Below are 22,824 nucleotides of genomic sequence, written 5' to 3' on the forward strand. Positions count from 1 at the left end.
CGCATCAGCCGGCGCGCCGCGCCCGGTCCGACACCAGGTCGGCAGCTCACCGATGGCATGCGCCACGAATGCCTCTGGGGGCAGCAGGCCGTCCGCTCCCCCTTTGGAGCTGATGCCGTAAACGCATCAGCCTCGATGTCGCAAACGATTCAGCTCCATAGGGCCGGCCCACGGCACGACACCGCTGGCCCACGGCACGACACCGGCGGCCCACGGCCTCCCAGAGGCGATCGTCTCCCATCACGCGTCCGACCTGATCACCGGGGCTGCTCCGCGCCCTCACCCCCAGCCGGACGCACGCGACAATTCTCATCCGATCAGCCCCCACGGCCGACGATGAACCGCCGTCGCCCCAAAACTCCAGAATAGTCATTCGGGCCGTCGTCCGAACTAATCAAAGGCGACAGTGCGCGGGTACAATCGGCGACTTCGTTGTGACCGATCGCTGACTGCTGATGATGAAAGCGATCACACACACTGAGCCCATGAACAGGAGAGTCAACCGCGGTAGAGCACTCCGCGTCGCGGTGTGCCTCCTCCTTCTCGCCGCGCTGAGCGGCTGCATGCAACTCAACATGGGGTTGACGGTCAACGCCGACGACACGGTCGACGGGCAGCTCCTTCTGACGGCCCAGAAGTCCGTGCTGACCGCACGGAACAAGAACATCCCGCTGGCCTTCGCGGAGCTGCGGCAGAACATCCCCGCCCTACCCGCCGGCGAGGAGACCCTTTACCAGGACGACGCTTTCTACGGCTCCCAGATCAGTTACCGCAAGGCGCCGCTGGCCGGTTTCGACACCGAGAGCGTGAAACTGGTCAGGGACGGCGACCTGTACCGCTTCACGCTGCCGCTCGATCCCAAGAAATATGGCGGAAAGGTTGCCGAGCAGAATCCGCAGAACCAACAGGCGTTCCTCAAGCTCATGTCGTTCGAGATCTCGGTGACATTTCCCGGCCGGGTGATCGACAGCAATGGCGCCGTCAACGGCCGTTCGGTCAGTTGGAAGGTCGACCCCAACCAGGAGAAGCCGACCGAGTTGCGGGCCGTGGCCGAGGCGCCCCCTCGTCCGTCCGCCTCACCGGCCGCCGCCGGCGCTGAGGACGACGGAGGATTCCCCTGGCTGCTGGTCGTCGGCGGTGTCCTCCTCCTGCTGCTGCTCGCCGCGGTGGGCGTACTCCTGGTGCGCCGCCGTCACCCGACGGCGCCGGCAGCGCCCGGTCCGACCCCTCCGCCGGGCCCGCCCGCCGGCGCCCCCGGGCCCGGCTGATCCATCTGGTGGCCGGCTCGGCCGGCCACGCCCGGCCCCGGCCGCCCCCGACCCGACGGCGACCGGCCCCGGTGCTTCCCCGCGGGGCACCGGACCTCACCACCACCACATCCCGGTCGCACCATCGCAGAAGAGGGGGATCGCCGTGAACGATCTCTACACCTGGGCAGCCCTGGGGAGCATCGCCGGCGCGAGCGCCGCCACCCTGCTGGCCACCAACGTCATCGGCGGGCTGATCGGCCCGAGCGGCGACAAGTACCGCAAGTGGATCGCCATCGCCATCGCGCTGCTGCTGTCCTACGTGACAGCGGCGTTCGCCGACGACGCCGGCGGCGAGAAGTGGGTCATCGCGTTCTTCAACGCGCTCGTCATCTTCTCCGCCGCGCTCGGCATCAACCAGCTCCCGCCCGGCAACCGGCAGGCAACGCCGACCCAGGTCGCAAGCGGTCGCGAGCCCCGAGTCTTCCGTTCCTGGGTCTGAGGGGGTGTCGTCATGGTCTTCGGAATTCTCAGCGCGGCCGTCCAGGTCGGCTTCGGCGCCCTGCTCGGCTTCCTCACCGGTGGCCCGATCGGCCTGCTGATCGGCGCCGTCGTGGGCCTGGTGGTCGGCGCGGTCTTCGGCTGGTCGGTGGCCTCCGCCGGGGTGTACGCCTCAGACGCCCGCGGCATCTTCCTCTTCGTCGTCGACCACACCTGGAGTCTGCTCAACACGGTCGTCGGCGCCATCTACCTGACCGTGCACCTGATCTTCGGGCACTCGCTGGACCGACCCACGTCGCTGGGCAGCGGTCGGGTCAGCGTGGTGGAGGGGGTCTCGCCCCGGTACGCCACCACCATCGGCACCGTCTGCGCCGGCTCCAGCTCGGGCATCCAGCGGCACGAGGACGTGCACATCTTCCAGGGTCGCCTGCTCGGGCCGCTCTACATCCCGCTGGTGCTGGCCAACTACGTCCTGTTCACCATCGCGCCGGTGTGGCTGCTCTACCACGACCACACCAACGCGCCGATCAACCGCTTCACCCGGTACTTCGAGATCGGCGTCTACCCGCACGTGTGGAACGAGGCCATCGCGTACCGGATCCAGGGGACGCCGCCGCGATGAGCACCCACGGGCGCGGACCGATCGAGGCCGCCACCGCCGAGCTGGTCGCCTGGGTGACCAGCGCGGCGGGGGAACCCGTCGGAGTCGGTCCGCCCCGCGCGTGCGACGACACCGACGGGCTCGCCCTCTGGCCGATGGAGCTGCGGCCGGCCCGGCAGACCCGCTCCAGCGGCGCGGTCCGCGAACCGTACCGGTTCACTGTCCGCCACCTGCTCTGCGTCACCGGTCCGGCCGGGTTGCCCCGGCTGGACCGGGTGCTGACCGCCGCGACCACCGACGGCAGGTACCCGGTCGTGCTGGAGGCCGGCGACCCACCGCTGTGGACGGCGTTCGGTACGGCGCCCCGACCGGCGCTGCTGATCGACGTGCCCGCACAGGTGGACCACCCGACCCCGGCCGCGCCGCCGGTGCTGCAACCGCTGCGGTTGCGGCAACTCGACGTGCGCAGCCTCAGTGGACGGGTGGTCGGCCCCCAGGACCAGCCACTGGCCGCGATGCGGGTCGAGCTGCCCGGCACCGGGGTCGCCACCCGCACCGACCCGCAGGGCCGGTTCCTGATCGTCGGTGTGCCGCACGACCCCGAGCATCCGAGCCCGGTCCGGCTGCGGCTGACCGGACGCGGTCTCGTCCTCACCGCCGACGTCGACGCGGACGAGGACGACATCGTCATCGTCTGTGCGCCACCGACCCACTGACACCCACCCGCACAGGAGGACCGATGCCCAGTTACTTCTCCCCCGGCATCTATGTCGAGGAGGTCCCCAGCGGCGCCCGACCGATCGGGCCGGCGAGCACCAGCATCGCCGCCTTCGTCGGCGTCGCCCCGGACCGCTCCGCCCACCTGGGCAAGGCGGTGCCGGTCAACAACTGGACGGAGTTCCTGCGGCTCTTCGCCGCCGGCGAGCGGGTGGAGAGCACCCCGCTGGCCCGGGCGGTCTTCGGCTTCCTGGACAACGGGGGCGCCCGTTGCTGGGTGGTCAACGTCGGCGAGGGCGGCACGATCACCGGCACCGGGCAGCGGCGCGGCGGTCTGCAACTGCTGGAGGCCGTCGACGAGATCTCCATCATCGCCGCGCCCGGCTTCCACGACGTGGTGTCGCACGAGGCGCTGCTCAGCATGGCCGAGCGCACCCGCACCATGGTCGCGATCTGCGACCCGGCACCGGACATCGACGACATCTCCGCGTTGACCCGGGTCGCCACGCCGTCCTCCGGCAAACCCCCCAAGCCCGCCGAGGGTGCGGCCGGCGGCCCCGGCGGCGGCTCCGCCCAGCCGGGCGGCTCCGGTGGGCACGAGGGGGCCGCCTACCGGCCGCGACAGTCCGAGTTCGGCGCGTTCTACTACCCCTGGCTACGGGTACGCGACCCGATCAGCGGCGAGTTGGAACTCACCCCGCCGAGCGGGCACCTGGCCGGCATCTGGGCCCGCACCGACGCCCTGCGCGGGGTGCACAAGGCCCCGGCCAACGAGCCCGTGCGCGGCGCCGTCGACCTGGGTTACCTGGTCACCCGACCGGAACACGACGTGCTCAACCCCAAGGGCGTCAACGTGATCCGCTACTTCGCCGGGGAGGGCATCCGCGTCTGGGGTGCCCGTACGCTCGCCGCCGAGGCCAGCGAGTGGCGCTACCTCAACGTCCGGCGGCTCAGCATCGCCATCGAGCAGGCCATCGCCAACGGCACCCGGTGGATGGTGTTCGAGCCCAACGACTTCACCCTCTGGCGCTCGATCCGCCGCGACATCGGGGCGTTCCTGACCCGGGTGTGGCGCGACGGCGCGCTGCTGGGGCGCAGCCCCGAGGAGGCGTTCTTCGTCAAGTGCGACGAGGAGACCAACCCGACGGAGGTGCGCGACGCCGGCATGGTGATCGCCCACATCGGTATCGCGGTCGTCAAGCCCGCCGAATTCGTGGTGTTCAAGCTGAGCCAGTGGGCCGGCGGCACCGAGACCGAGACGATCGGAGGCTGACATGCCCACCACCGCAACCCCGCAACCCGGCGCCCCGGTCGACCCGTACCGGGCGTACAACTTCCGGCTGCTCATCAACGGTGTCACCAACGGCCACTTCACTGAGATGACCGGGTTGGAGGTGAACATCCCCGGGCAGCCCTACCGGGAGCACGGCCTGGGTCGGATGCGGATGGTGCCCGGCCAGGCCGAGTACGAGCCGGTGACGCTGCACTTCGGCCTCACCGCCTCCCGCGAGTTGTGGGACTGGGTGAACGCCACCGCCCAGGGCACCCTCAACCGTCGTAACGTCTCCGTTGTGCTGCTCGACTCGGTCGGCACCGCCGAGGTGCTGCGTTGGAACCTGATCGACGCCTGGCCGACCCGGTGGCGCGGCGCGCACCTCAACACCCTCAGCCACGAGATCGCCATCGCCTCGTTGACGCTGCGCTACGAGGGCCTGGAGCTGGAGACCGGCGGTGCCACCGCGCCGACGCCCGCGTAGCTGGCTGGCCGGCCGACTGCGCTCGGCGGCCGGGGCGGTGCAGCGCCTCGCCGGGCGAGTCGAGCCCGCCGGACACCTCCCGCCGCAGCCACCGTCGACGACGCCCGCGGCGACACCGCGCCGTTTCGGGGAGCCTCCGCGGCACTGGCTGGACCTGGTCGCCGCCCACGCGCCCGGCCTGCTGCACGACCTGGACCTCGACCCGTCCCCCACCGGCAGCGCCGAGACCGGGGCCCGCGACGGCGGGCACGGACCATCGACGGGTCGGGCCGACGCCGATGGTGCGAACCCCGTCGCGGACGGCAGGTTCGACGGCGAGGCCGACGCGGGCGGACCCGCCAGTGCGGGCGGCCCTGTCGGGACGGGTGGGCGAGGGTCCGGTGCGAGGGGGGACACGAGGCCGGGCAGGTCGCGGGCCGAGCGCCGGATCGGCAGGTCGGGCCGCCCGCCACGGGCCGGTGCCCAGCCCGACGGTACGGGGGTCGGTGCTGCCGGCCCGTCCGATGGCGGGGCGTCTTCGTCCCGCTCGGACACGCCATCGTCACCGACCGGTTCGACCGGGCCGGGCGCGTCCGCCGGACCGAACCCGTCGGCCGGACCGACCAGGTTTGACGGGTCGGCCGAATCGACCGGGCCGGGCGCGGCGGCGCGAGCGGGCGCAGCGGTGCCCCCGGTGCGACAGGCGGCCCGGGCCGACACCACAGCCCTCGACACCGCAGCCCTCGACGCCACAGCCCTGGACGTGACGGCCCTCGACACCGCAGCCCTGGACGTGACAGCCCTGGACGCCACGGCCGTCGACGCGAACGGGCTGCCCCGGTCGGTCGCGCAGCCGGTCCGCTCCATGATCTTCGGGCCGCACGGCTCGCCGAGCGGCCACCCCCGCCGGGCGGAGGCCGAACCCACCCGCGTCACATCGCACCCGCCCCAGAACGCCCACCGCTCCGGCGAGGTCGACCACGGTCCCGGGCGTTCCACCGGCGCGGCCCCCGCACGACCCACCGCCGAGCGAATCGCGGGCGGGCGGGACGGGTTCCGGGGCGACGGTGACGGTCCACAGTGGCCCGGCAAGGACCAACGCGGCCGGCGGGACAGCGCGCCGCGCACGGCACGCTCGGCGCGAGTGGACGCGGCGTCGGCGAGCGCGGCGTCGTACGGCGGTCTGGCCTGGTCGGACCGGGGCAGGGTCGACGCATCCTGGACCGGCTCACCCGCGACGGGTGGTGGGGAGACACCAACCATCGACGTGACGCGCGTCGCGGACGGTGGCCCCTGGCTGGCCCTGCCCGGCGAACCGGCAGCACCCGCGCGGCTCGACACCGGCTCGGACGTGGCCGGCGGCGGACGAGCGACGGGCATTGACCCGCCGTCGCCCCTCGTGGCGGCGAGGGCCGCCGACCCGTGGCCGGCGCTCCCCGACGACAGCGCGCTCTGGTCGGTCGCCGGGCCGGCGCTGGACACCGCCCAGCTGACCCGACTGGATCGGGAACAGGGGGGTGACTGATGGAACGTGTCGCCTTCCTCATCGACTCCTCAGGTGTTCGGGTGGACTGCCTGCTCAACCCCGAGACCGTGCAGGTGACCCGGCTCGCCGGCGTACGCCAGCGGGGTGCCGGCGACGGGCAGCTCACCGGGTCCGGTCTGGCCGACGATCCGTTGGTCTTCACCGGCGGCGGCCGTACCGAACTGGTGCTCGACCTGCTCTTCGACGTCGACTTCGTCGAGGCGCAACTGCGTCCCGTTGACGTGCGGGTGCTCACCCGTCCGCTGTGGATGCTCGCGGAGAACTCCACCGCCGAGCATGGTTGGCTGCGACCACCGCTGGTCCGGCTGGTCTGGGGCAAGACCTGGAACGTGCCCGGTGTGATCATCGCGGTGGCGGAACGCTTCGACGCGTTCACCGGCACCGGGTCACCGCGCCGGTCGTGGCTGCGGCTGAAGCTGGTCCGCGCCGCCGAGACGGCCGACCAGGCCGAGGCCGGCTTCGCCGAGGAGCTGGCCGCCGCGAGCACCCCGACCGCCGCGCCGGGCAGCGCGGTGATCGCCGCCGGTGACGGCGCGGCCGAGCCGGGTCGCTCCGGTGTGCGGTTCGACCTGCTGGCCAACGACGCACTCGGCTCACCGCTGCGCTGGCGGCTGCTGGCCGAACACAACCGGATCACCGATCCCCTCGCCGTGCCGGCCGGCACCACCCTCGCCGTCCCACCCGCCGCCGGCACCGGCTCGACCATCGGCGCTTCGATGACCGGGTTGGCCCGGACGGTGGCCGGTGCGGTGGGCGCGGGAGCGTCGTACCTGGACGCCGCCATCGCTGGCGCCCCGTGGAACGCGGCGACCGGCCCGACCGGCGCGCCCGTGGGCGGGCCCGGCAACCCCGGGGGTGCGCCGTGACCAGCGTCGCGCCCCGGGCGTTGATCGTCGTGCTCGACGGTGCCGAGCTGGTCGGCGCGGCACGTCAGCGGGTCCGCTCACTGCGGGTGGCGGCCCGCCTCGACCAGCCCACCCAGGCCGAGCTGGTGCTCGCCACCGCCGCCGGGACCGGCGCGTTCGACCCGGCCGTACGCCCCGGCACGACGCTCGACGTCCGGGTCTCCGACCACACCGACGCCCTGTTCACCGGCGAGGTCACCTGCGTGGAGGTGGAGTACGCCGCCGACGGGGCGGCGGTGCTGCGGCTGCGGGCGTACGACCGGCTGCACCGGTTGCGCAAACGGCAGGGGTTGCGGGTCTTCACCTCGGTGACCGCCGCCGAGCTGGCCCGGGAGCTGTGCGGCGCGGTGGGGCTGACGGTGACGGCGGAGGAGGACGGCCCCCGGCTGGAGCGGCTGCTCCAGCACCGGCACAGCGACCTGGAGTTGCTGCGCGAGGTGACCGGCCGGGCCGGCCTGCACCTGGCCGCCGACGGTGACGAGCTCCGGCTGGTCACGCTCGCCGGCTACGGGGAGCCGGTCGCGTTGACGCTCGGCGCCGGGGTGCACACCCTGCGGCTGTCCACCAACACCGACCAGGCCAGTGGTGCCAGCGCGGCGCTGGGCTGGCACCCGCAGCGGGCCGAGGTGATCAGCCAACAGGTCGACGAGGCGCGCTGCGGCCGACCCGCCGACGACCGCCCGGACCCGGCCGACGTGGGCGCCGACGGCGTGCGCACCGCCGTGGACCAGCCCGGCCGCAGCGACGACGAGTTGGCGGCGCTGGCCCAGGCCCGACTGGACACCCGCGCGGCGACGCTGGTCACCGCCGAGGGGGTGGCCGAGGGTGATCCGGCGCTGCGGCCGGGCCGCCGCGTCGACCTCGGCGGGGTGCCCGACCCGGTCGCCGGGGCGTACGTGTTGACCGAGGTGGTGCACACCGTGGACGGCAACGGGCACCTGACCCGTTTCTCCACGGTGCCGCCGGCCGCCCCGGCCACACCGGCCGGCGGTGCGGTGGTCACCCTCGGCACCGTCACCGACGTCGCCGACCCGGACGGGCTGGGCCGGGTCCGGTTGACCCTGCCGGCGTACGGGGACCTGGACGCCGGCTGGCTCGCCGTGCTCTGCCCCGGTGCCGGGCCGGGCAAGGGCCTGGTGGCACTGCCCGACCCGGACGACACCGTGCTGGTGGTGCTGCCCGGTGGCGAGCCGGCCTCGGGCATCGTGCTCGGTTCGCTGTTCGGCGCGGTCGAGCCGTACGACGCGGGCATCGACGACGGAAAGGCCCGCCGCTGGACGATCCGCACCGCCGGCGGGCAGTCGATCGTCGTCGACGACGTGCGGCGCAGCCTGCGGCTGGCCACCGAGGGCGGCAGCTTCCTGGAGCTGACCCCCGACCTGGCCACCCTGCACGCGGCGTCCGACCTGGTGATCTCCGCGCCCGGCCAGGCCATGGTGGTACGCGCCCGCAGCGTGGACTTCCTGCACGCCGAGTCGACCGAGGACCCGACCACCGCGGCGGAGCAGGCCCGAACACTTGCCCGCGCCCACCACCAAGGAGGCGGCTGATGCGCTGGATCCACCGGGACTCCGTGATCACCTGCGATCACGACGGCCGGGTCGAGAACCGTCCCTCACGGCAGTGGGTGACCGTCACCGGTGTGCCCGTGCTCGTCGACGACGACCCGGAGGGACGAAAGATCGTCGCCTGCCCGAACTACGGCCCGACCATCAAGCCGTGCACGACGACGCTGACGGTCCGGGTCGGCTACAGCGACTGGATCCGTGTCGACGGGCACCGGGTGGTGTTGTCGCACCTGGAGGGGTTCACCAACGGCACACCGCCGGGGCTGGTCAAGCACACCGTGCGCGACCCCGCTCAGGGGTTCCTGGGGGCGGACCGATGAGGGCGTTGCGCTTCGTCGGCGCCGGCTTCGACGCCGGCCGTACCGGCGGGTTGGCGCTGACCGCGGCCGGCGGCCTGGCGATGACCGAGGGCGACGAGAGCGTACGCCAGGCACTGTTCCTGCTCCTGTCGACCACACCGGGCGAGCGGCTGATGCGACCCGGGTACGGGTCCCGGCTGCACCGACTGGTCTTCGCGCCCAACGACGACACGACTGCCGGTCTGGCCATCCACTACGTCCGGCAGGCCATCGCCCGGTGGGAGCCCCGGGTCGAGATGATCGACGTGGACGCCGGGCCGGACCCGGACGACGCGTGGCGGTTGGTGATCCGGTTGGACTACCGGGTGCGGGCCAGCCTGACACCCGGGCAACTGGTCTTCTCCGTTGACCTGCTCCCGACCGACGAGCCCGCCGAGGGAGGAGCGTCATGACGCTGCCCGTGCCGCACCTGGACGATCGCGGCTTCCTCGATCTGGTCACCGAGGCCCGGGAGCGGATCCGGCAGTCCTGCCCGGCGTGGACCGACCTGTCGGCGCACGACCCGGGCATGGCGTTGGTGGAGACGTTCGCGCACCTCACCGAGGTGATGATCTACCGGTTGAACCAGTTGCCGGAGAAGGCGTACGTCTCGTTCCTGAACCTGCTCGGCGTCACCCGGCACGCACCGACCGCGGCCTGGGCGGACGTCCGGTTCACCCGCACCGGCACCGACCGCGGCGCGGTCCGCATCCCGGCCGGGCTACGGGTCGCGGCGGCCCGGGGCGCGGACCCCCGGCCGGTCGTGTTCGTCACCACCGAGCCGACGCTGCTGCCCGCCGACGAGACGTCGGTGACGGTACGGATGCACCACTGCGAACCGGTCGAGGCGGAGCTGCTCGGTGTCGGCACCGGCCAGCCGGGGCAGGTGCTGCGCGCCGCGCACGCGCCGCTGACGCACACCGCCGAGAGCCTGGACCTGCTGCTCGGGGTGGAGGTGCCGGCCGGCACGGTCGAGCTGGGCGCGGCGGCCCGCGAGCACGACGGTCGCACGTTCGAGATCTGGCAGCCGGTGGAGAGCTTCGCCGGCCTCGGCCCGCAGGCCAAGGCGTACCTGGTCGACCGCTGCTCGGGCACTGTCACCTTCGCGCCGGCCCTCGACCTGCGACCCCCCGCCGGGGCGACCCCGGTGGCCGAGACCGCGCCGGCCGGGTCGACGTCGGTGACCGTCGCGGCCGTGCCGCCGGCCGGGCGGCAGGTCCGGCTCTGGTACCGCTCCGGTGGCGGGCCCACCGGCAACGTGGCGGCGGGCACGCTGACCAGCCTGCGCGACCCACTACCCGGGGTACGCGTCGACAACCCCGCCCCGGCGGCCGGCGGCCGGGAGCTGGAGGCGCTGGAGTCGGTGCTGCTGCGCGGCCCGTACGAGTTCTTCGCCCAGCAGCGGGCGGTCACCGCCCGCGACTTCGAGGTCCTCGCGACCAGCTCCGGGGCGGTGGCGCGGGCCCGGGCGTTCACCCGCGCCGCGGTGTACAGCTTCGCCCGGCCGGGCGAGGTCGAGGTGGTGCTGGTGCCGTACGTGCCGGAGGCGGCCCGTCCGGGCGGTCGGCTGCCGGTGGCGGTGCTGCGCGAGCACGAGGTGCCCGAGGCACGCCACCGGGTCGAGGCGGACCTGGAGGAACGCCGGATGGTCGGTATCCGCTCCCGGGCCAGTTGGGCGCGGTTCAAGGCGGTGTCGGTACGCGCCCGGGTGGTGGTCCGCCGGGAGGAGGACGTGGACGCGGTCCGTCGCCGTATCCACGACCGGCTGCACCAGACGTTGAGCCCGCTGCCCACCGCGCTCAACCCGACCGGCTGGCCGTTCGGCGAGCCACTGCGGGCGTCCAACGTGTATCGGCTGCTGGAGCACGCCGAGCCGGGGGTGCGTTACGTCGAGTCGGTGCGGTTCGTGGTCGACGAGGCGCCCGACGCCGACGTCCGCGCCCTCGCCGTGGATCAGTACCAGCCGCGCACCTGGTACGCCGGGCGCGGCCCGGTGCTGTTCCGCTCCAGCAACGGCGGCGCGGGTTGGGAACCGGCCGGTCGTTTCGACGGCGAGACGGTGGTGCGGGTGGCGCCCGCGCCAGCGCCGGTGCGGCCGGGCATCGTCGCGCGGGCCGGCTCGGTGGCGGTGGTGACGCTGCGGTCCTCGGGCGGTTCCCGGGTGCACCTGAGCACCGACCTGGGCGAGACGTGGTCGCTGCTCACCGACCTGGACTCGCGGATCTCCGACGTGGCCTGGCTGGACCGCGACGGCGCGGGCGCGCTGCTGGTGGCCACCGACACCGGCCTGTACGAGGTGTCGCTGCTGCCCGGGGCGGTGCCGTTGCAGATCCTGGTCGACCCGTCCGACGCCGATCGGGGCTTCTACGCGGTCCGCACGTTCGTCTCCGAGCGGGGCGCACCGGGTGTGGCGGTGGCCGCGCAGGCCAGCTTCGGGGTGTACCTGTCGACCGGCGGCGGCCGACCGGGCAGCTTCACCCACGTGGGTCTGGCCAACGTGGACAACCGGGTCCTCGCGGTGCAGTACGACGGCCCGGCCACCCTGCTGTGGAGCGGCGCCGGCGAGCCGGACCCGAAGAAGCCCGGCCAGGGTTGCCACCGTACCCGGCTGTTCGAGTCGGACGTGAAGTGGCAGTCGATGCAGTCCGGGTGGATCGGCGGCACCTGCCGGGACCTCGCGTTCACCGGCCAGCAGGCGGTGGCTGCCACGCAGAGCGGCGGGGTGCTGCGGTTGGACACCCTGGCCGCCCAACCGCAATGGCAGGCGGTGTCGGTCAACTGTGGGTTGCCGTTGCGGGACCGGACCCGGTTCGTGCCGGTCGACGCCATCGCGGTGAGCGGCCCGACTGCCGGCGGCGCGACCGGCGGGGGCGCGACCGGCGGGGGCGCGACCGGCGGCACCGGCGCGGCGGAACGGCTGATCCTGGCCAGCGGAGAACGCGGCGTGCACCGCAGCGCCGACGCCGTCACCTGGACGCCCAGCGCCAACCAGGCCACCGCCGACGTGGTGACCGTCCCGGATACCTGGCTGCTCTGCTCCGGCGAGCACGACATCGAGGTGGTGCGCCAGGATGCGACGCTCGGCGATTGAACGGCTGCTGCCCGCCGCCTACCAGCGGGCCTGCGTGCCGGGCAGCGTGCTCTGGGCGCTGCTCGACGTGATGGAAGGGCTACACGCCCCGGACGAGGCGATCCTCGCCGAGGTGGACGCGCTGTTCGACCCGTACCGGGCGCCGGACGGGCTGGTGGTGCGGTTGACCCGCTGGGTGGCGATGGACCACGTGGTCGCCTCGCCCCGCCCGGACGCCCCGTTGCCGCTGCCGGTGGGTCGGCTGCGGGACCTGGTGGCGAACGCCGCCCTGCTGGCCCGGTGGCGCGGCACCCCGTACGGGATCCGCCGGGCCCTGGAGCTGGCCACCGGGACGTCGGGCTTCGCCATCGACGAACCCGCCGAGCGGCCCTTCCACGTCGTGGTGCGGGTGCCGGCCGCCGCCGCCGACCAGCTCCCCGTGATCACCCGCATCGTCGAGGCGGAGAAGCCCGCCTCGGCCACCGTCGAGATCGTCCTGGAAGAGGAGCCGTCATGACCACCGAGTGGGCGGTCGTCGCCGCCGCCGAGCAGTTCACCCTCGACCCGCGCAACAGCGGCGAGCTGACCTTCACCGTCTCCAACCCGGGCAACGCGCCGGACACGGTGGTGTTCGACGTGGCGCCCGGCGACGGCTCCCAGCGGGCGTGGTTCACCGTCACCGAACCCCAACGGGTGGTACCCGGCCAGGGCTCGGTGTCGTTCCTGGTCAAGCTCGCCGTGCCGGCCGGCACCCCGCCCCGGCGCTACGACATGACCGGGTTCGCGTACTCGGCCAACACCGCGCCGGAGGAGAGCTCCCGCTCCAGCGGCCGGGTCACGTACGAGGTACGGGCGGTCGCGCCGCCACGGCGTACCCCATGGTTGTGGATCGCCGCGGCGGCGGCGTTGGTGCTGGTGGTGGTCACCGTGGGAGTGGTGTTGCTGAACCGGGACGGCGAGCCGACCCCCGGGGAGCCGCGGGTGGTCACCGTCGAGGCGGAGAGCCTGGTGTCGGGCGCGGTGGTGGAGTCGCCGAGCAAGAGCGCGGCGAAGGTGGAGGAGCAACCCAACTGCTGTGGCGTGGTCTGGTCCGGCGACAAGCAGTTGTTCTTCCAGGGGTTGGCCATCGGCGACAAGGTCACCGTGACGGTGCAGATCCCGGCCGACGGCACCTGGCGCTTCGCGGCGGTCCGCACCACCTCCCTCGACTACGCCAACACCGTCTTCACGATCGACGGCACCCAGGTCGGCGGCACGTTCCTCGGCTTCACGCCGACGGTCCGAAAGACGGAGTGGCTGGACGTCGGTCTGGTGCAGCTCACCAAGGGCCCACACCAGGTCACGCTGCTGGTGGTGGGCAAGACGCAGGGCACGAACCGCTACTTCGCGGGCGTCGACGAGATCCGGTTCACCGAGTTCGTGGCGCGGGCCGCGACGCGATGAGCGGTCGGCAGAAGGTGCTGCTGGGGCTGCTCGCCGTCCTGCTGGTGGCGCTGTTCGTGGTCGCGGTCGGGGCGGGCCGCGACGACCGGGGTGATCCGGGGGCCCGACACGGGTTCGTCGACCGGTTGGGCGCGCTGGGCGGCGAGCGTTCCGCAGTGGACCCGGCGACGGTCAGCGCCGACTGCTTCGAGGAGCCTGGTCGGCTGGTCTTCTCCGGCGACTGCGTGCTGCGCGTCGCCGACCCGGGCGGGCTGCGCACGCTGGTGTTGCGCAGCGCGGCGCGGTTCACGGTCGTCGCCCCGGCGCCCGGCGACGCCGACCTCACCATCCGCGACGAGGTGGAACCGGCGGCGGACGGCACCGGCGCGGTGGCGAAGATCGCCGTCGACCAGGCCACCGAGGTGGGCCTGGTCTGCCCCGGCCTGGGCGGTTGCACGGTCGTCGTGGCCACGTCCTGACCTGACCTGGACTGAATCGTCGTGACCCACGACCTGGACTGAATCGTCGTGACCCACGACTTGGACTGAATCGTCGTGACCCACGACCTGGACTGAGAGGAAGGTGCCGCCGTGGGTGACCTGCGCAAGCCGTTCCTGCTGATGGCGATGCTCGCCATCGTCCTGGCGATCGGTGTGGAGCTGGGTGCCGGGCTGCTGCTCGGCGGCGCCGACGCCGGTGCGGCCCTCGCGGACAGTGCCGGCGCGCTGGACGTGGAGATCGACGACGTGTCCGGGGTGAGCGAGCCGTCCGGCCGGGGCACCGGCTACCTGGCGTTGATCGACGCGGTGGCGGTCTGGAGCACCGGGCTGTTCTGCCTGGGCCTGCTGCTGCCCGAGCGGGTCCAGGGCCGGGTGCAGGGCGTCGCCAGCCTGATCTTCTCGATCATCCTGATCATCGTCGGGCTGGTCGCCCTGGTCGTCGCGTTCGTGGAGCTGTCCATCATGGTCTCGCTCTTTCTGGCCGTACCCTTCGGCACCCTGGCGTACCTGGCGCTGTGGGGGTTCTTCCCGGTCGGCGAGGCGGCGGTGCTGCTCGGGCTGGTGCTGCTGCTCAAGCTGGTGTGGGCCGGGATGCTGGTGCTGGCCCAGCCGCGCTTCCTGCAGAACAAGGGTCTCGTCCTGCTGATCCTCACCACCCTGCTGTGCACGGTCGTGTTGGAGTTCCTGCACAACCTGGTGCCGGTGATCCTGGTCAGCATCGTCGACGACGTGGCGGCGCTGATCTTCGCGATCATCGCGATCATCTGGGGGCTGGTGCTGCTCATCGGCTCCATCCCGGCGATCGTCAAGGCGATCCGGGTCACCGCCGCGCTGCCAGCCCGAGCCACGTCCCGTTGATCATGAAGTTATTGCCACCCCGCCCGGCGTGTCGCGGCAATAACTTCATGATCGACGGGAGCGGGTCAGGGCGGCGACACCGTCGCGGTCGAGGATCCCGTCGGCCACCCACACCAGGTAGCGGCCGTGCCGGCTGTCACCGGCCGGCACCACCGCCGGGCGATCGAACGCGAACGCCACACAGACCCCCGGATACATCCGGGTCCGCACGAACCACCGGTCGCCCCGGCCGAGGCCCGCGAAGACCAGGGTGTACGCCCCGCCGCCCGGCCCGGCCCCGGTCAGCGCGAGCCACGGCGCGGCACTGCCGTTGACCGTCTCCTCCCCGGCCGCGTCGGCGGTGAACACCGCCGGTTCACCGTCGGCGGCGGCCCGCCAGAAGAACCCGCCGTAGCCGGCCCCGCCCGGGCGTCCGTTGGTGGCCGGGCTGCCCAGCCGCACCTCCCGGTCGTCCGGGGCGACGAGGACGGACTCCAGGTCGAGCCGCCAGGCGTCCGGCGCGACAACCGACGCGGCGAGCCACCTCCGCTCGGTCAGCAGCACCCCGCCGGCCCGGTCGCGCCACTGGAGGTCGTGCGCGTACCGGCCCGGGGACCGCTCGACCTCGCCGGTGTGCGCGATGACACCGTGGTCGTCCCGCCAGGTGTAGCCGACGTCGCGGATGTAGGTACGCCCGCCCCAGAGGTTGCTGCCGTTGACGTCCTGCACCGCGAGGGACGCGCCGAGGTGCCACACGTGGTCGGCGGGGAGCGCGTCGGTGACCACCGTTCCGCCGAGGGTGCGCACCGGGTGCAGGTACGGCCGGGGCCCGTGCCGCGCGTCCAGCGCCGGGTCGAGCACGTACTCGGCCACCTCGGTGGCCCCGGCCGTCAGCCGTACCGGCTCCCCCGCCCCGGTCACGGCAGCTCCCGGCGGCCGACGACAGTGGCCGGGACCGGCCGGCGGACGGTGGGCACGGCTGGCCGCTGCCGACCGGCGGTGGAGTCGGCCGGCCGCTGCTGGCCCGCGATGGGCTCGGCTGGCCGCTGCTGGACGACAGTGGCCGGTCGCGGCCGGCGGACGGTGACGGCGTGCAGGGCGGCCACGGTGTAGCCGGCGAGGATCGGCACCGCGACCGGGGTGACCAGCACCGCGAGCAGCCCGGCCAGCGCGACGACCCCGGCGAGAGCGGCCCAGCGGGTGGGCGCGTCGAGGCAGGCGCGGGCGGCCCAGCGGGCCGAGGCCCGCCACCGCCCGCCCCCGTTACCGCCCACCTCGACGACGACCAGCCCGGCGTACCCGGCCAGACCGGCCGCGATCAGCCCGGTCACCAGCAGCGCCACCGGGCCACCCGGCACCCGGCCGGTGGCCAGCGCCGCCAGGTCGGCGGCGAGCAGCGCGGCGCCGCCGAGCCCGAGCAGGCTGACCGGCACACCGGGCAACACCGCGCGCCCGAAGCGGCGCACGGTCGTGCGCGCCGACGGCCAGCTGCCGGTACGCGTCCAGTCGTGCACCGCCGCGCTGGCCGTGCCCGCCGCGGCGGCGGCGGTGAGCAGGGGCGCCGCCGCGAGGGTCAGCAGGATGCCCAGCAGCGCGAGGTCGGCGGCGTCGCCGGCGACGTCACGCCAGTCCCGCCGGCCGCCGGTGTCGTCCGGTTCAGCCCCTGCTGCCGGTGAAGCCCCTGCTGCCGGTTCAGCCCTTGATGCCATTGGTGTTGATCCCCTCGACGAGCATCCGTTGGAACGCGACGAAGAACAGGAACACCGGCAGCAGCGACAGCACCGACATGGCGAACATCGGGCCCACCGCGCTCTGGCTGGTCGAGTCGATGAACAGGGTCAACGCGACCGGGACCGTGTAGTCCTCCAGTTGGGACAGGAAGACCAACTGGCGGAAGAAGTCGTTCCAGGTCCAGATGAACGAGAAGATCGCCGTGGTGACCAACGCGGGTCGGCTCAGCGGCAGGATGATGTGCCGGAAGATGCCGAACGGGCCGGCCCCGTCGATGCGGGCCGCCTCGTCCAGCTCCCGGGGGACGCCGCGCATGAACTGCACCATGAGGAAGACGAAGAACGCCTCGGTGGCCAAAAACTGCGGGATGAGCAGCGGCAGGTACGGCCAGTCGCCGCCGACCAGCCCGAGCGTGCGGAACAGGATGTACTGCGGCACGATCAGCACGTGCTGGGGCAGCAGCAGCGTGCCGATCATGACGGCGAACCACATGCCGCGCAGCCGGAACCGCAGCCGGGCGAAGGCGTACGCGGCCAGCAGGCAGGACAGCCCGTTGCCGACCACGGTGAGCAGGCTGACCATGACGCTGTTGAGGAAGAACCGGCCGAAGCTGACGTCGAAGTTGGACCACCCGGCGGTGTAGTTGCCCGGGCTGAACCGTTCGGGCAGCAGCCCGACGTTGTTGACGATCTCCTCCTGGGACTTCAGCGAGGTGCCCACCATCCAGATCAGCGGGTAGAGCACCACGGCGACGATCGCCACCAGGATCAACAGTCGCAGCACGGGCCGTCCGCCGGGCCGGCGGCGCGCGTTCGGCGGCGCTGTGGTCGGCGTCGCGTTCGTCGGGGTCACCGTCACCATCACCGGTCCTCCCCGTCGGAGTAGTGCACCCAGAACCGTCCGGTGCTGAAGAAGATCGTGGTGATGACCGCGATGGCGAGCAGGAAGACCCAGGCCATCGCCGAGGCGTAGCCCATGTTGAGTTCGGTGAAGCCGGTGATGTAGAGGTTCAGCGTGTACATCAGTGTGGAGTCGACGGGGCCGCCGGTGCCGTTGCTGAGCACGAACGCGGCGGTGAAGCCCTGGAAGCCGTTGATGGTCTCCAGGACCAGGTTGAAGAAGATGACCGGAGAGAGCATCGGCAGGGTGACGTTGCGGAACTGGCGGAACCGACCGGCCCCGTCGACCGAGGCGGCCTCGTACAGCTCGGTGGGCACCTGCTTGAGCCCGGCCAGGAAGATCACCATTGGTGCGCCGAACTGCCAGATGGCCAGCACCATCAGCGTTTCGAGCGCCCAGTCGGGGTCGTTGACCCACGGTTTGCCGGTGATGCCGAAGAGGCTCAGCAGCGAGTTGAACGCGCCGTCGCGGTTGAACATGTTGACCCAGACGATGGCCAACGCGACGCTGCCGCCGAGCAGGGACGGCAGGTAGAACAACCCACGGAACAGCCCGACGCCGCGCCAGGCACGGTTGAGCAGCAGCGCCACGCCGAGCGCCGCGGCCAGCTTCAGCGGTACGGCGATCAGCGCGAAGGTCACTGTCACCCGCACCGCGTGCCAGTACGACGGGTCGGCGGTGAACATCCGCTCGTAGTTGGCCAGCCCCACCCACTCCACCTCGGAGAAGGGGGTGAGGATGTCGTAGTTGGTGAAGCTCAGATAGAGCGACAGCAGCATGGGGATTGCCGTGACACCCATCAGACCGATGAGCCACGGCGACAGGAAGACGTACCCGGCCAGACCTTCGCTGTGCCGGAGGCGCCCGGGCCCACGCCGATCACTGTGGGCCCGGGCGGATCCGGGGCCGCGTCGGGTCGGGTCGGGCGCCGTGGTCAACGCCACGAATAGCTCCTCTCCTCGCGTTGGGTCTGTGTCGAAGTCCCCGGTTGAGCCGAGGCGGAGTCCAGGCGGCGGTCCGGCAAGGCGGAGATCGGTCCGGATACCGGTGTTGTATCCGGACCGATCTCCAACGCGGCCGGTCGTTGTCTGGGCCCGCCGCAGGCCGGCCAGGGACTTCGACACAGACCCTGGCGGGGCGGTCAGGCGATGGCGGACTTGCACGCCTCGACGAACTGGGCGGCGGCCTCGGCGGGGGTGGCGCGGCCGTACTGGGCGTTCTCGGCGGCCTTGATCAGCTCGGCCTTCACCTTGCTGTGCCCCTTGATCGGCACCTGCGGCGACTCGCCGAACTTCTGGGTCAGCTCCGCCTCGACGGCGATGGACTGCTTCATGGCCGGGTCGGTGGTGTCGTCGCTGACCACCCGGCGCAGGTCCAGGTTGGACGGCAGGCCGCGGTCGGTGCCGAGCAGCTTGACCGCCTCCACGTCGTTGTTCAGGAAGTTGATCACGTCGACCGCGACGTCCTTGTTCTTGCTGCCCTTGAAGACCGACCAGTACATCGAGGCCCGGGCCCACTGCGCGCTGGGGTCACCGGGGTAGGCGATCACGCCCAGCTCGTCCTTGGTGTTCTTCTTCAGGTCCGGCATCTGGTTGGCCCAGACCCAGGAGGTCGCCGACTTTCCGGTGACCACCAGCTGCTTGGTGACGTCGCTGGAGTTGCCCTCGTGGATGACGTCGGCGGTCGGGGTGGCCTTGCGGTCCCGGGCGCCCTTCCACAGGTCGAACCACTTGGTCACGTCCTCGGCGGTGAAGCCCAACTCCTTACCCTGGTAGAGGTCCTTGCCCTGCTGGCGTAGCCAGACCCAGAGCGCCTTGTAGTCGGCGCTCGGGTCCTGGGTGCCCGGCACCTTGGTCTTGGCGGTCACCTGCTCGGCCCAGGCGATGTGCTGTTCCCAGCTCATCCCGGTGGTCGGCTCGGGCAGGTTGTGCTTGGTCAGCAGCGTCTTGTTGTAGACCAGGCCCTGGGTGTTCTCCCCGGCGGCCAGGCCGGCGAGTTTGCCGTCGACGACGCCGTACTGCCAGAGGCTCTTGGGGAACTTGGAGGTGTCCAGCTTTCCGGACTCCTGGTACGAGGTCAGGTCGAGCGTGGTGTTGCGGGCCGCGTACTCGGCGAGGTAGTTGTCGTCGATCTGGAACAGGTCCGGTGGGTTGCCGCCGGCGGTGAGCGTGGCCAGCTTGTCGAAGTAGCCCTGGTTGGCCTGCCAGGTCTTCTCGAAGGTCACGTTCGGGTGCTTCTTGGTGTAGAGGGCCAGCGCGTCCTCGGTCAGCTTGGCCCGGGCGTCGCCGCCCCACCAGAAGATGGACAGCTTGACCGGCGCGTTCGGGTCGGCGGCGCCGCCGTCGTCGCCGCAGGCGGCGGCACCGAACATCAGCGGTGCGGCCACCGTCACGGCGAGCAGGCCACGCAGCAGGCGCCGCCGAGGCAGCGGGGTACGGTGAGCGCGCCCGGCGGGCGCGTCAGTGGTGGGGGGCGTTGCGGGGTGCATGTGCGCTCACTCCTCGGCATTAGGAGGCGACGGCGTCACCGGTGGCCGCAGTCGGGATGCCCGGGCCCGCAGGGCAATGCGGGCCCGGGCCACGTGGTGCGGCCAGGGGACGTGCCGGCCGGGCGTACGGGCCCGGGCCGGTCGAGTCGCGGATGACCAGGTCGGTCTGGAGCATTACCTGTGCGGTGGTGCGACGGACGCCGAGCGCCGTGCCGGCACCGGATCCCCGCGCACCGCGCGGTGATTCGATGTCCTGTTGCAGCAGCATGTCGACGGCCGTCCGGCCGGCGGCCCCGGTGGGTGTGGCCACCGTCGTCAGTTTGGGGCGGGTCAGCCGGCTCAGGGTGATGTCGTCGACCCCGACGACGCTCACCTCCTGCGGCACCCGGACCCCGAGCGCGTCCAGCCCTTCGATCAGGCCGATCGCCATCAGGTCGTTGTAGGCGAGCACCGCGGACACGCCACTGCGTCGCACCTGCTCGGCGACGGCGGAGCCGCCGACCTCGGTGGGCGCGTTGGGGCCGAGCACGGTCAGCTCGGCGCCACCGGCTCGGGCCGCCGCGTTGGCGGCACGGCGCATCTCCCGGTTGGTCCACGAGCTGCGCGGGCCACCGAGCAGCGCGATGCTGCGGTGCCCCAGGCCCACCAGGTGCTCGATCGCCGAGCGGGCACCCTGCCCGACGTCCATCAGCACGCAGGGCAGGCCGGTCACCTGGCGGTTCACCACGACCAGTGGCACCTCGCGGCTGAGCTGCTCGATCAGGCTGTTGCTCATCCGGGGGCTGCACAGCAGCACCCCGTCCACCTGTTTGGCCAGTGCGTGGACCAGCTCTTCCTCGGCGGTCGGGTCCTCGTTGGTGTCGGCCACGAAGACGTGGTAGTCGCGGTGCCGGGCCTGACCCTCCGCCGCTTTTATCAGCGGGGGGAAGAACGGGTTCGCGATGTCCGCGATGATCAACCCGATGTTGTGCGTCCGCCCGGTGATCAGTGCCCGGGCGGCGCGGTTCGGTCGATAGCCCAGATCCTCGGCACACGCCAGCACCCGGACCCGGGTCTCCGGGTTGACCAGGTGTGGAGCGGAGAACGTACGGGACACGGTGGAGATGTGCACACCGGACGCCCGGGCGACGTCCCGGATGGTGACTGGCACGGCGGCCCCTTCATCCGATGTGGTGGCGGTCACGTGGGTGTGGCCCATTAATGCAAACGGTTGCGCCAGTGTCAACGGTCAATGGTTACGGTTTTGCTGCACCCGTGCTCCCCTTGGTGATCTGCCACCCCACAAAAACTGACATATGACGCCGATCTCGTTGCCGTCGTTGACGCGATCGGATCGATCGTGATTACTTCATTGCAAACCTTTGCAGCGCTGTGGGAGGCGACCGCATGTCACCGAGAGCCGCCGGACGCGTCCGCTACGCCGTCGTGGGCACCGGCGCGCGGGCGGAGATGTTCGTCCGGGCGCTGGTGCTCGACCACGCCAAAACCACCCAACTGGTCGCCTTCGCCGACATCAACCAGGCCCGGATGGACGCGCACAACCGCTGGCTGGCCGAGCTGGGCCACCGCCCTGTGCCCACGTACCCGGCCGGTGACTTCAAGACCATGCTGGACTCCGAGCGCGTCGACGTCGTCCTGGTCACCAGCGTGGACGTCACCCACGACGAGTACGTGGTGGCCGCGCTGCGCGCCGGCCGCGACGTCGTCACCGAGAAGCCGATGACCGTGGACGCGGCACGCTGCCGGCGGATCCTGGACACGGTGACCGAGACCGGCGGCCGGGTGACCGTCGCCTTCAACTACCGCTACAACCCGCTGCACGAACAGGTTCGCCAACTGCTCGCCGACGGTGCGGTCGGCGAGGTCGGCTCGGTGCACTTCGAGTGGCTGCTCGACGTCCGCCACGGCGCCGACTACTTCCGCCGCTGGCACCGGGACAAGGCCACCTCCGGCGGGCTGATGGTGCACAAGGCCAGCCACCACTTCGACCTGGTCAACTGGTGGCTGGCCGCCACACCCGTCGAGGTGTACGCGGCCGGCCGGCTCTTCTTCTACGGCGAGGGCGGCCGCCGGCACGGCTACGCCCGCGACTACGACCGGGCGCACGGCTCCCCCGCCGCCGTCGACGACCCGTTCGCGCTGCGACTGGACGCACACCCCCGACTGCGCGAGCTGTACCTCGACGCCGAGGCCGAGGACGGCTACCAGCGCGACCGCAACGTCTTCGCGCCCGGGGTGAGCATCGAGGACGACATGGCGGTGCTGGCCCGCTACTCCACCGGCGCCACCATGAGCTACCACCTCACCGCGTACGCGCCCTGGGAGGGTTACCGGGTGATGGTCAACGGCAGCCGGGGCCGGCTGGAGCTGGACGTGGCCGAGAACGACTTCGTCGACCGGGACACCGCCGGCGCGGTCAAGGGCGCGGCCCTGCACGGCACCGACGCGCCGGCCGAGGGCGGAGGTGCGACGCTGACCCTGCGCCCGTTCTGGGCCCCGCCCCGGCAGATCCCGGTGGAGGGCCGCAGTCGGCACGGGCACGGCGGCGCGGACGCCCGGATGACCGGGGTGCTCCTCGGCGGTCAACCCGACCCGTTGGGCCGCGCCGCGACCGCCGACGACGGCGCGTTGGCCCTGCTCACCGGGCTGGCCGCCAACCGGTCCTTCGAGACCGGCCAACCCGTGCGCGTCGCCGACCTGCTCACCCCCCGCTGACA

At 72.3% G+C, this 22,824-nt stretch carries 23 protein-coding genes; 17 read left to right on the top strand and 6 right to left on the bottom strand.

Annotated features, from left to right (window positions below; all coding sequences use genetic code 11):
* Nucleotides 1-485 precede the first annotated feature (485 nt).
* The 16 genes from V6U86_RS10305 (at nucleotide 486) to V6U86_RS10380 (ending at nucleotide 15,009) form a co-directional block, all read left to right on the top strand.
* A complete protein-coding gene (locus V6U86_RS10305) occupies nucleotides 486-1,268 on the top strand; it encodes an LppM family (lipo)protein (protein ID WP_334501249.1) in 783 nt (260 codons plus the stop codon).
* A 145-nt stretch (nucleotides 1,269-1,413) separates the two neighbouring features.
* Nucleotides 1,414-1,749: a hypothetical protein gene (locus V6U86_RS10310; RefSeq protein WP_334501251.1), complete on the top strand. Its 336-nt coding sequence runs from the start codon at nucleotides 1,414-1,416 to the stop codon at nucleotides 1,747-1,749.
* 12 nt (nucleotides 1,750-1,761) lie between these two features.
* Complete coding sequence (locus V6U86_RS10315) at nucleotides 1,762-2,370, top strand: glycine zipper family protein (protein ID WP_334501253.1); 609 nt, start codon at nucleotides 1,762-1,764, stop codon at nucleotides 2,368-2,370.
* A complete protein-coding gene (locus tag V6U86_RS10320; protein ID WP_334501255.1) occupies nucleotides 2,367-3,065 on the top strand; it encodes a carboxypeptidase-like regulatory domain-containing protein in 699 nt (232 codons plus the stop codon). The genes V6U86_RS10315 and V6U86_RS10320 overlap by 4 nt, the downstream gene beginning before the upstream one ends.
* Nucleotides 3,066-3,088: 23 nt before the next feature.
* On the top strand, nucleotides 3,089-4,339 hold the full coding sequence (locus V6U86_RS10325) for a phage tail sheath family protein (protein ID WP_334501257.1): 1,251 nt from the start codon (nucleotides 3,089-3,091) through the stop codon (nucleotides 4,337-4,339).
* A gap of 1 nt (nucleotide 4,340) precedes the next feature.
* Nucleotides 4,341-4,823, top strand: coding sequence for a phage tail protein (locus V6U86_RS10330; protein ID WP_030327509.1), 483 nt, complete (start codon nucleotides 4,341-4,343; stop codon nucleotides 4,821-4,823).
* Between the two features lie 673 nt (nucleotides 4,824-5,496).
* Nucleotides 5,497-6,327 carry a hypothetical protein gene (locus V6U86_RS10335; protein WP_334501274.1) on the top strand — a complete coding sequence of 277 codons (831 nt, stop codon included), beginning with the start codon at nucleotides 5,497-5,499 and terminating at the stop codon, nucleotides 6,325-6,327.
* Nucleotides 6,327-7,214 (top strand): CIS tube protein, encoded by an 888-nt coding sequence (locus tag V6U86_RS10340; RefSeq protein ID WP_334501277.1) that lies wholly within the window; start codon nucleotides 6,327-6,329, stop codon nucleotides 7,212-7,214. Before V6U86_RS10335 ends, V6U86_RS10340 begins: the two co-directional genes overlap by 1 nt.
* Nucleotides 7,211-8,803: a contractile injection system protein, VgrG/Pvc8 family gene (locus V6U86_RS10345; protein ID WP_334501279.1), complete on the top strand. Its 1,593-nt coding sequence runs from the start codon at nucleotides 7,211-7,213 to the stop codon at nucleotides 8,801-8,803. The genes V6U86_RS10340 and V6U86_RS10345 overlap by 4 nt, the downstream gene beginning before the upstream one ends.
* Entirely contained in the window at nucleotides 8,803-9,141 is a 339-nt protein-coding gene (locus V6U86_RS10350) for a hypothetical protein (RefSeq protein WP_334501282.1), read from the top strand. The genes V6U86_RS10345 and V6U86_RS10350 overlap by 1 nt, the downstream gene beginning before the upstream one ends.
* Nucleotides 9,138-9,572, top strand: coding sequence for a GPW/gp25 family protein (locus V6U86_RS10355; RefSeq protein WP_334501285.1), 435 nt, complete (start codon nucleotides 9,138-9,140; stop codon nucleotides 9,570-9,572). The genes V6U86_RS10350 and V6U86_RS10355 overlap by 4 nt, the downstream gene beginning before the upstream one ends.
* On the top strand, nucleotides 9,569-12,250 hold the full coding sequence (locus V6U86_RS10360; RefSeq protein ID WP_334501288.1) for a putative baseplate assembly protein: 2,682 nt from the start codon (nucleotides 9,569-9,571) through the stop codon (nucleotides 12,248-12,250). The genes V6U86_RS10355 and V6U86_RS10360 overlap by 4 nt, the downstream gene beginning before the upstream one ends.
* Nucleotides 12,231-12,746: a phage tail protein gene (locus tag V6U86_RS10365; RefSeq protein ID WP_334501290.1), complete on the top strand. Its 516-nt coding sequence runs from the start codon at nucleotides 12,231-12,233 to the stop codon at nucleotides 12,744-12,746. The genes V6U86_RS10360 and V6U86_RS10365 overlap by 20 nt, the downstream gene beginning before the upstream one ends.
* On the top strand, nucleotides 12,743-13,672 hold the full coding sequence (locus V6U86_RS10370) for a hypothetical protein (protein ID WP_334501292.1): 930 nt from the start codon (nucleotides 12,743-12,745) through the stop codon (nucleotides 13,670-13,672). Before V6U86_RS10365 ends, V6U86_RS10370 begins: the two co-directional genes overlap by 4 nt.
* Entirely contained in the window at nucleotides 13,669-14,130 is a 462-nt protein-coding gene (locus tag V6U86_RS10375) for a hypothetical protein (protein WP_334501294.1), read from the top strand. The genes V6U86_RS10370 and V6U86_RS10375 overlap by 4 nt, the downstream gene beginning before the upstream one ends.
* Nucleotides 14,131-14,241: 111 nt before the next feature.
* Nucleotides 14,242-15,009 (top strand): hypothetical protein, encoded by a 768-nt coding sequence (locus tag V6U86_RS10380; RefSeq protein ID WP_334501296.1) that lies wholly within the window; start codon nucleotides 14,242-14,244, stop codon nucleotides 15,007-15,009.
* A 45-nt stretch (nucleotides 15,010-15,054) separates the two neighbouring features.
* Here the strand turns inward: V6U86_RS10380 and V6U86_RS10385 are convergent, their stop codons facing one another.
* The 6 genes from V6U86_RS10385 to V6U86_RS10410 all read right to left on the bottom strand — a co-directional run bounded on the left by V6U86_RS10385 (nucleotide 15,055) and on the right by V6U86_RS10410 (nucleotide 21,257).
* On the bottom strand, nucleotides 15,055-15,909 hold the full coding sequence (locus tag V6U86_RS10385) for a PmoA family protein (RefSeq protein ID WP_334501298.1): 855 nt from the start codon (nucleotides 15,907-15,909) through the stop codon (nucleotides 15,055-15,057).
* On the bottom strand, nucleotides 15,906-16,697 hold the full coding sequence (locus tag V6U86_RS10390; protein WP_334501302.1) for a hypothetical protein: 792 nt from the start codon (nucleotides 16,695-16,697) through the stop codon (nucleotides 15,906-15,908). Before V6U86_RS10390 ends, V6U86_RS10385 begins: the two co-directional genes overlap by 4 nt.
* A complete protein-coding gene (locus V6U86_RS10395; RefSeq protein WP_334501631.1) occupies nucleotides 16,681-17,580 on the bottom strand; it encodes a carbohydrate ABC transporter permease in 900 nt (299 codons plus the stop codon). Before V6U86_RS10395 ends, V6U86_RS10390 begins: the two co-directional genes overlap by 17 nt.
* Nucleotides 17,580-18,563, bottom strand: a complete 984-nt coding sequence (locus V6U86_RS10400; RefSeq protein WP_334501304.1) for a carbohydrate ABC transporter permease — start codon at nucleotides 18,561-18,563, stop codon at nucleotides 17,580-17,582. The genes V6U86_RS10395 and V6U86_RS10400 overlap by 1 nt, the downstream gene beginning before the upstream one ends.
* Nucleotides 18,564-18,760: 197 nt before the next feature.
* Nucleotides 18,761-20,107 carry an ABC transporter substrate-binding protein gene (locus tag V6U86_RS10405; RefSeq protein ID WP_334501307.1) on the bottom strand — a complete coding sequence of 449 codons (1,347 nt, stop codon included), beginning with the start codon at nucleotides 20,105-20,107 and terminating at the stop codon, nucleotides 18,761-18,763.
* Nucleotides 20,108-20,126: 19 nt separating this feature from the next.
* Nucleotides 20,127-21,257 (bottom strand): LacI family DNA-binding transcriptional regulator, encoded by a 1,131-nt coding sequence (locus V6U86_RS10410; RefSeq protein WP_334501309.1) that lies wholly within the window; start codon nucleotides 21,255-21,257, stop codon nucleotides 20,127-20,129.
* Nucleotides 21,258-21,493: 236 nt separating this feature from the next.
* Between V6U86_RS10410 and V6U86_RS10415 the strand changes: the two genes are divergently transcribed.
* A complete protein-coding gene (locus tag V6U86_RS10415) occupies nucleotides 21,494-22,822 on the top strand; it encodes a Gfo/Idh/MocA family protein (RefSeq protein ID WP_334501311.1) in 1,329 nt (442 codons plus the stop codon).
* Nucleotides 22,823-22,824 lie beyond the last annotated feature (2 nt).

It is taken from the genome of Micromonospora sp. CPCC 205558, from assembly GCF_036902955.1.
Classification (GTDB): Bacteria; Actinomycetota; Actinomycetes; order Mycobacteriales; family Micromonosporaceae; genus Micromonospora.

Bases quoted from the DNA above. Each gene is read 5' to 3' on its own strand.
- V6U86_RS10395 (WP_334501631.1), bottom strand. From the start codon at position 17,580: ATGGTGACGGTGACCCCGACGAACGCGACGCCGACCACAGCGCCGCCG.
- V6U86_RS10350 (WP_334501282.1), top strand. From the start codon at position 8,803: ATGCGCTGGATCCACCGGGACTCCGTGATCACCTGCGATCACGACGGC.
- V6U86_RS10330 (WP_030327509.1), top strand. From the start codon at position 4,341: ATGCCCACCACCGCAACCCCGCAACCCGGCGCCCCGGTCGACCCGTAC.
- V6U86_RS10415 (WP_334501311.1), top strand. From the start codon at position 21,494: ATGTCACCGAGAGCCGCCGGACGCGTCCGCTACGCCGTCGTGGGCACC.
- V6U86_RS10305 (WP_334501249.1), top strand. From the start codon at position 486: ATGAACAGGAGAGTCAACCGCGGTAGAGCACTCCGCGTCGCGGTGTGC.
- V6U86_RS10340 (WP_334501277.1), top strand. From the start codon at position 6,327: ATGGAACGTGTCGCCTTCCTCATCGACTCCTCAGGTGTTCGGGTGGAC.
- V6U86_RS10365 (WP_334501290.1), top strand. From the start codon at position 12,231: ATGCGACGCTCGGCGATTGAACGGCTGCTGCCCGCCGCCTACCAGCGG.
- V6U86_RS10355 (WP_334501285.1), top strand. From the start codon at position 9,138: ATGAGGGCGTTGCGCTTCGTCGGCGCCGGCTTCGACGCCGGCCGTACC.
- V6U86_RS10390 (WP_334501302.1), bottom strand. From the start codon at position 16,697: ATGGCATCAAGGGCTGAACCGGCAGCAGGGGCTTCACCGGCAGCAGGG.
- V6U86_RS10320 (WP_334501255.1), top strand. From the start codon at position 2,367: ATGAGCACCCACGGGCGCGGACCGATCGAGGCCGCCACCGCCGAGCTG.
- V6U86_RS10360 (WP_334501288.1), top strand. From the start codon at position 9,569: ATGACGCTGCCCGTGCCGCACCTGGACGATCGCGGCTTCCTCGATCTG.
- V6U86_RS10325 (WP_334501257.1), top strand. From the start codon at position 3,089: ATGCCCAGTTACTTCTCCCCCGGCATCTATGTCGAGGAGGTCCCCAGC.
- V6U86_RS10375 (WP_334501294.1), top strand. From the start codon at position 13,669: ATGAGCGGTCGGCAGAAGGTGCTGCTGGGGCTGCTCGCCGTCCTGCTG.
- V6U86_RS10315 (WP_334501253.1), top strand. From the start codon at position 1,762: ATGGTCTTCGGAATTCTCAGCGCGGCCGTCCAGGTCGGCTTCGGCGCC.
- V6U86_RS10405 (WP_334501307.1), bottom strand. From the start codon at position 20,107: ATGCACCCCGCAACGCCCCCCACCACTGACGCGCCCGCCGGGCGCGCT.
- V6U86_RS10370 (WP_334501292.1), top strand. From the start codon at position 12,743: ATGACCACCGAGTGGGCGGTCGTCGCCGCCGCCGAGCAGTTCACCCTC.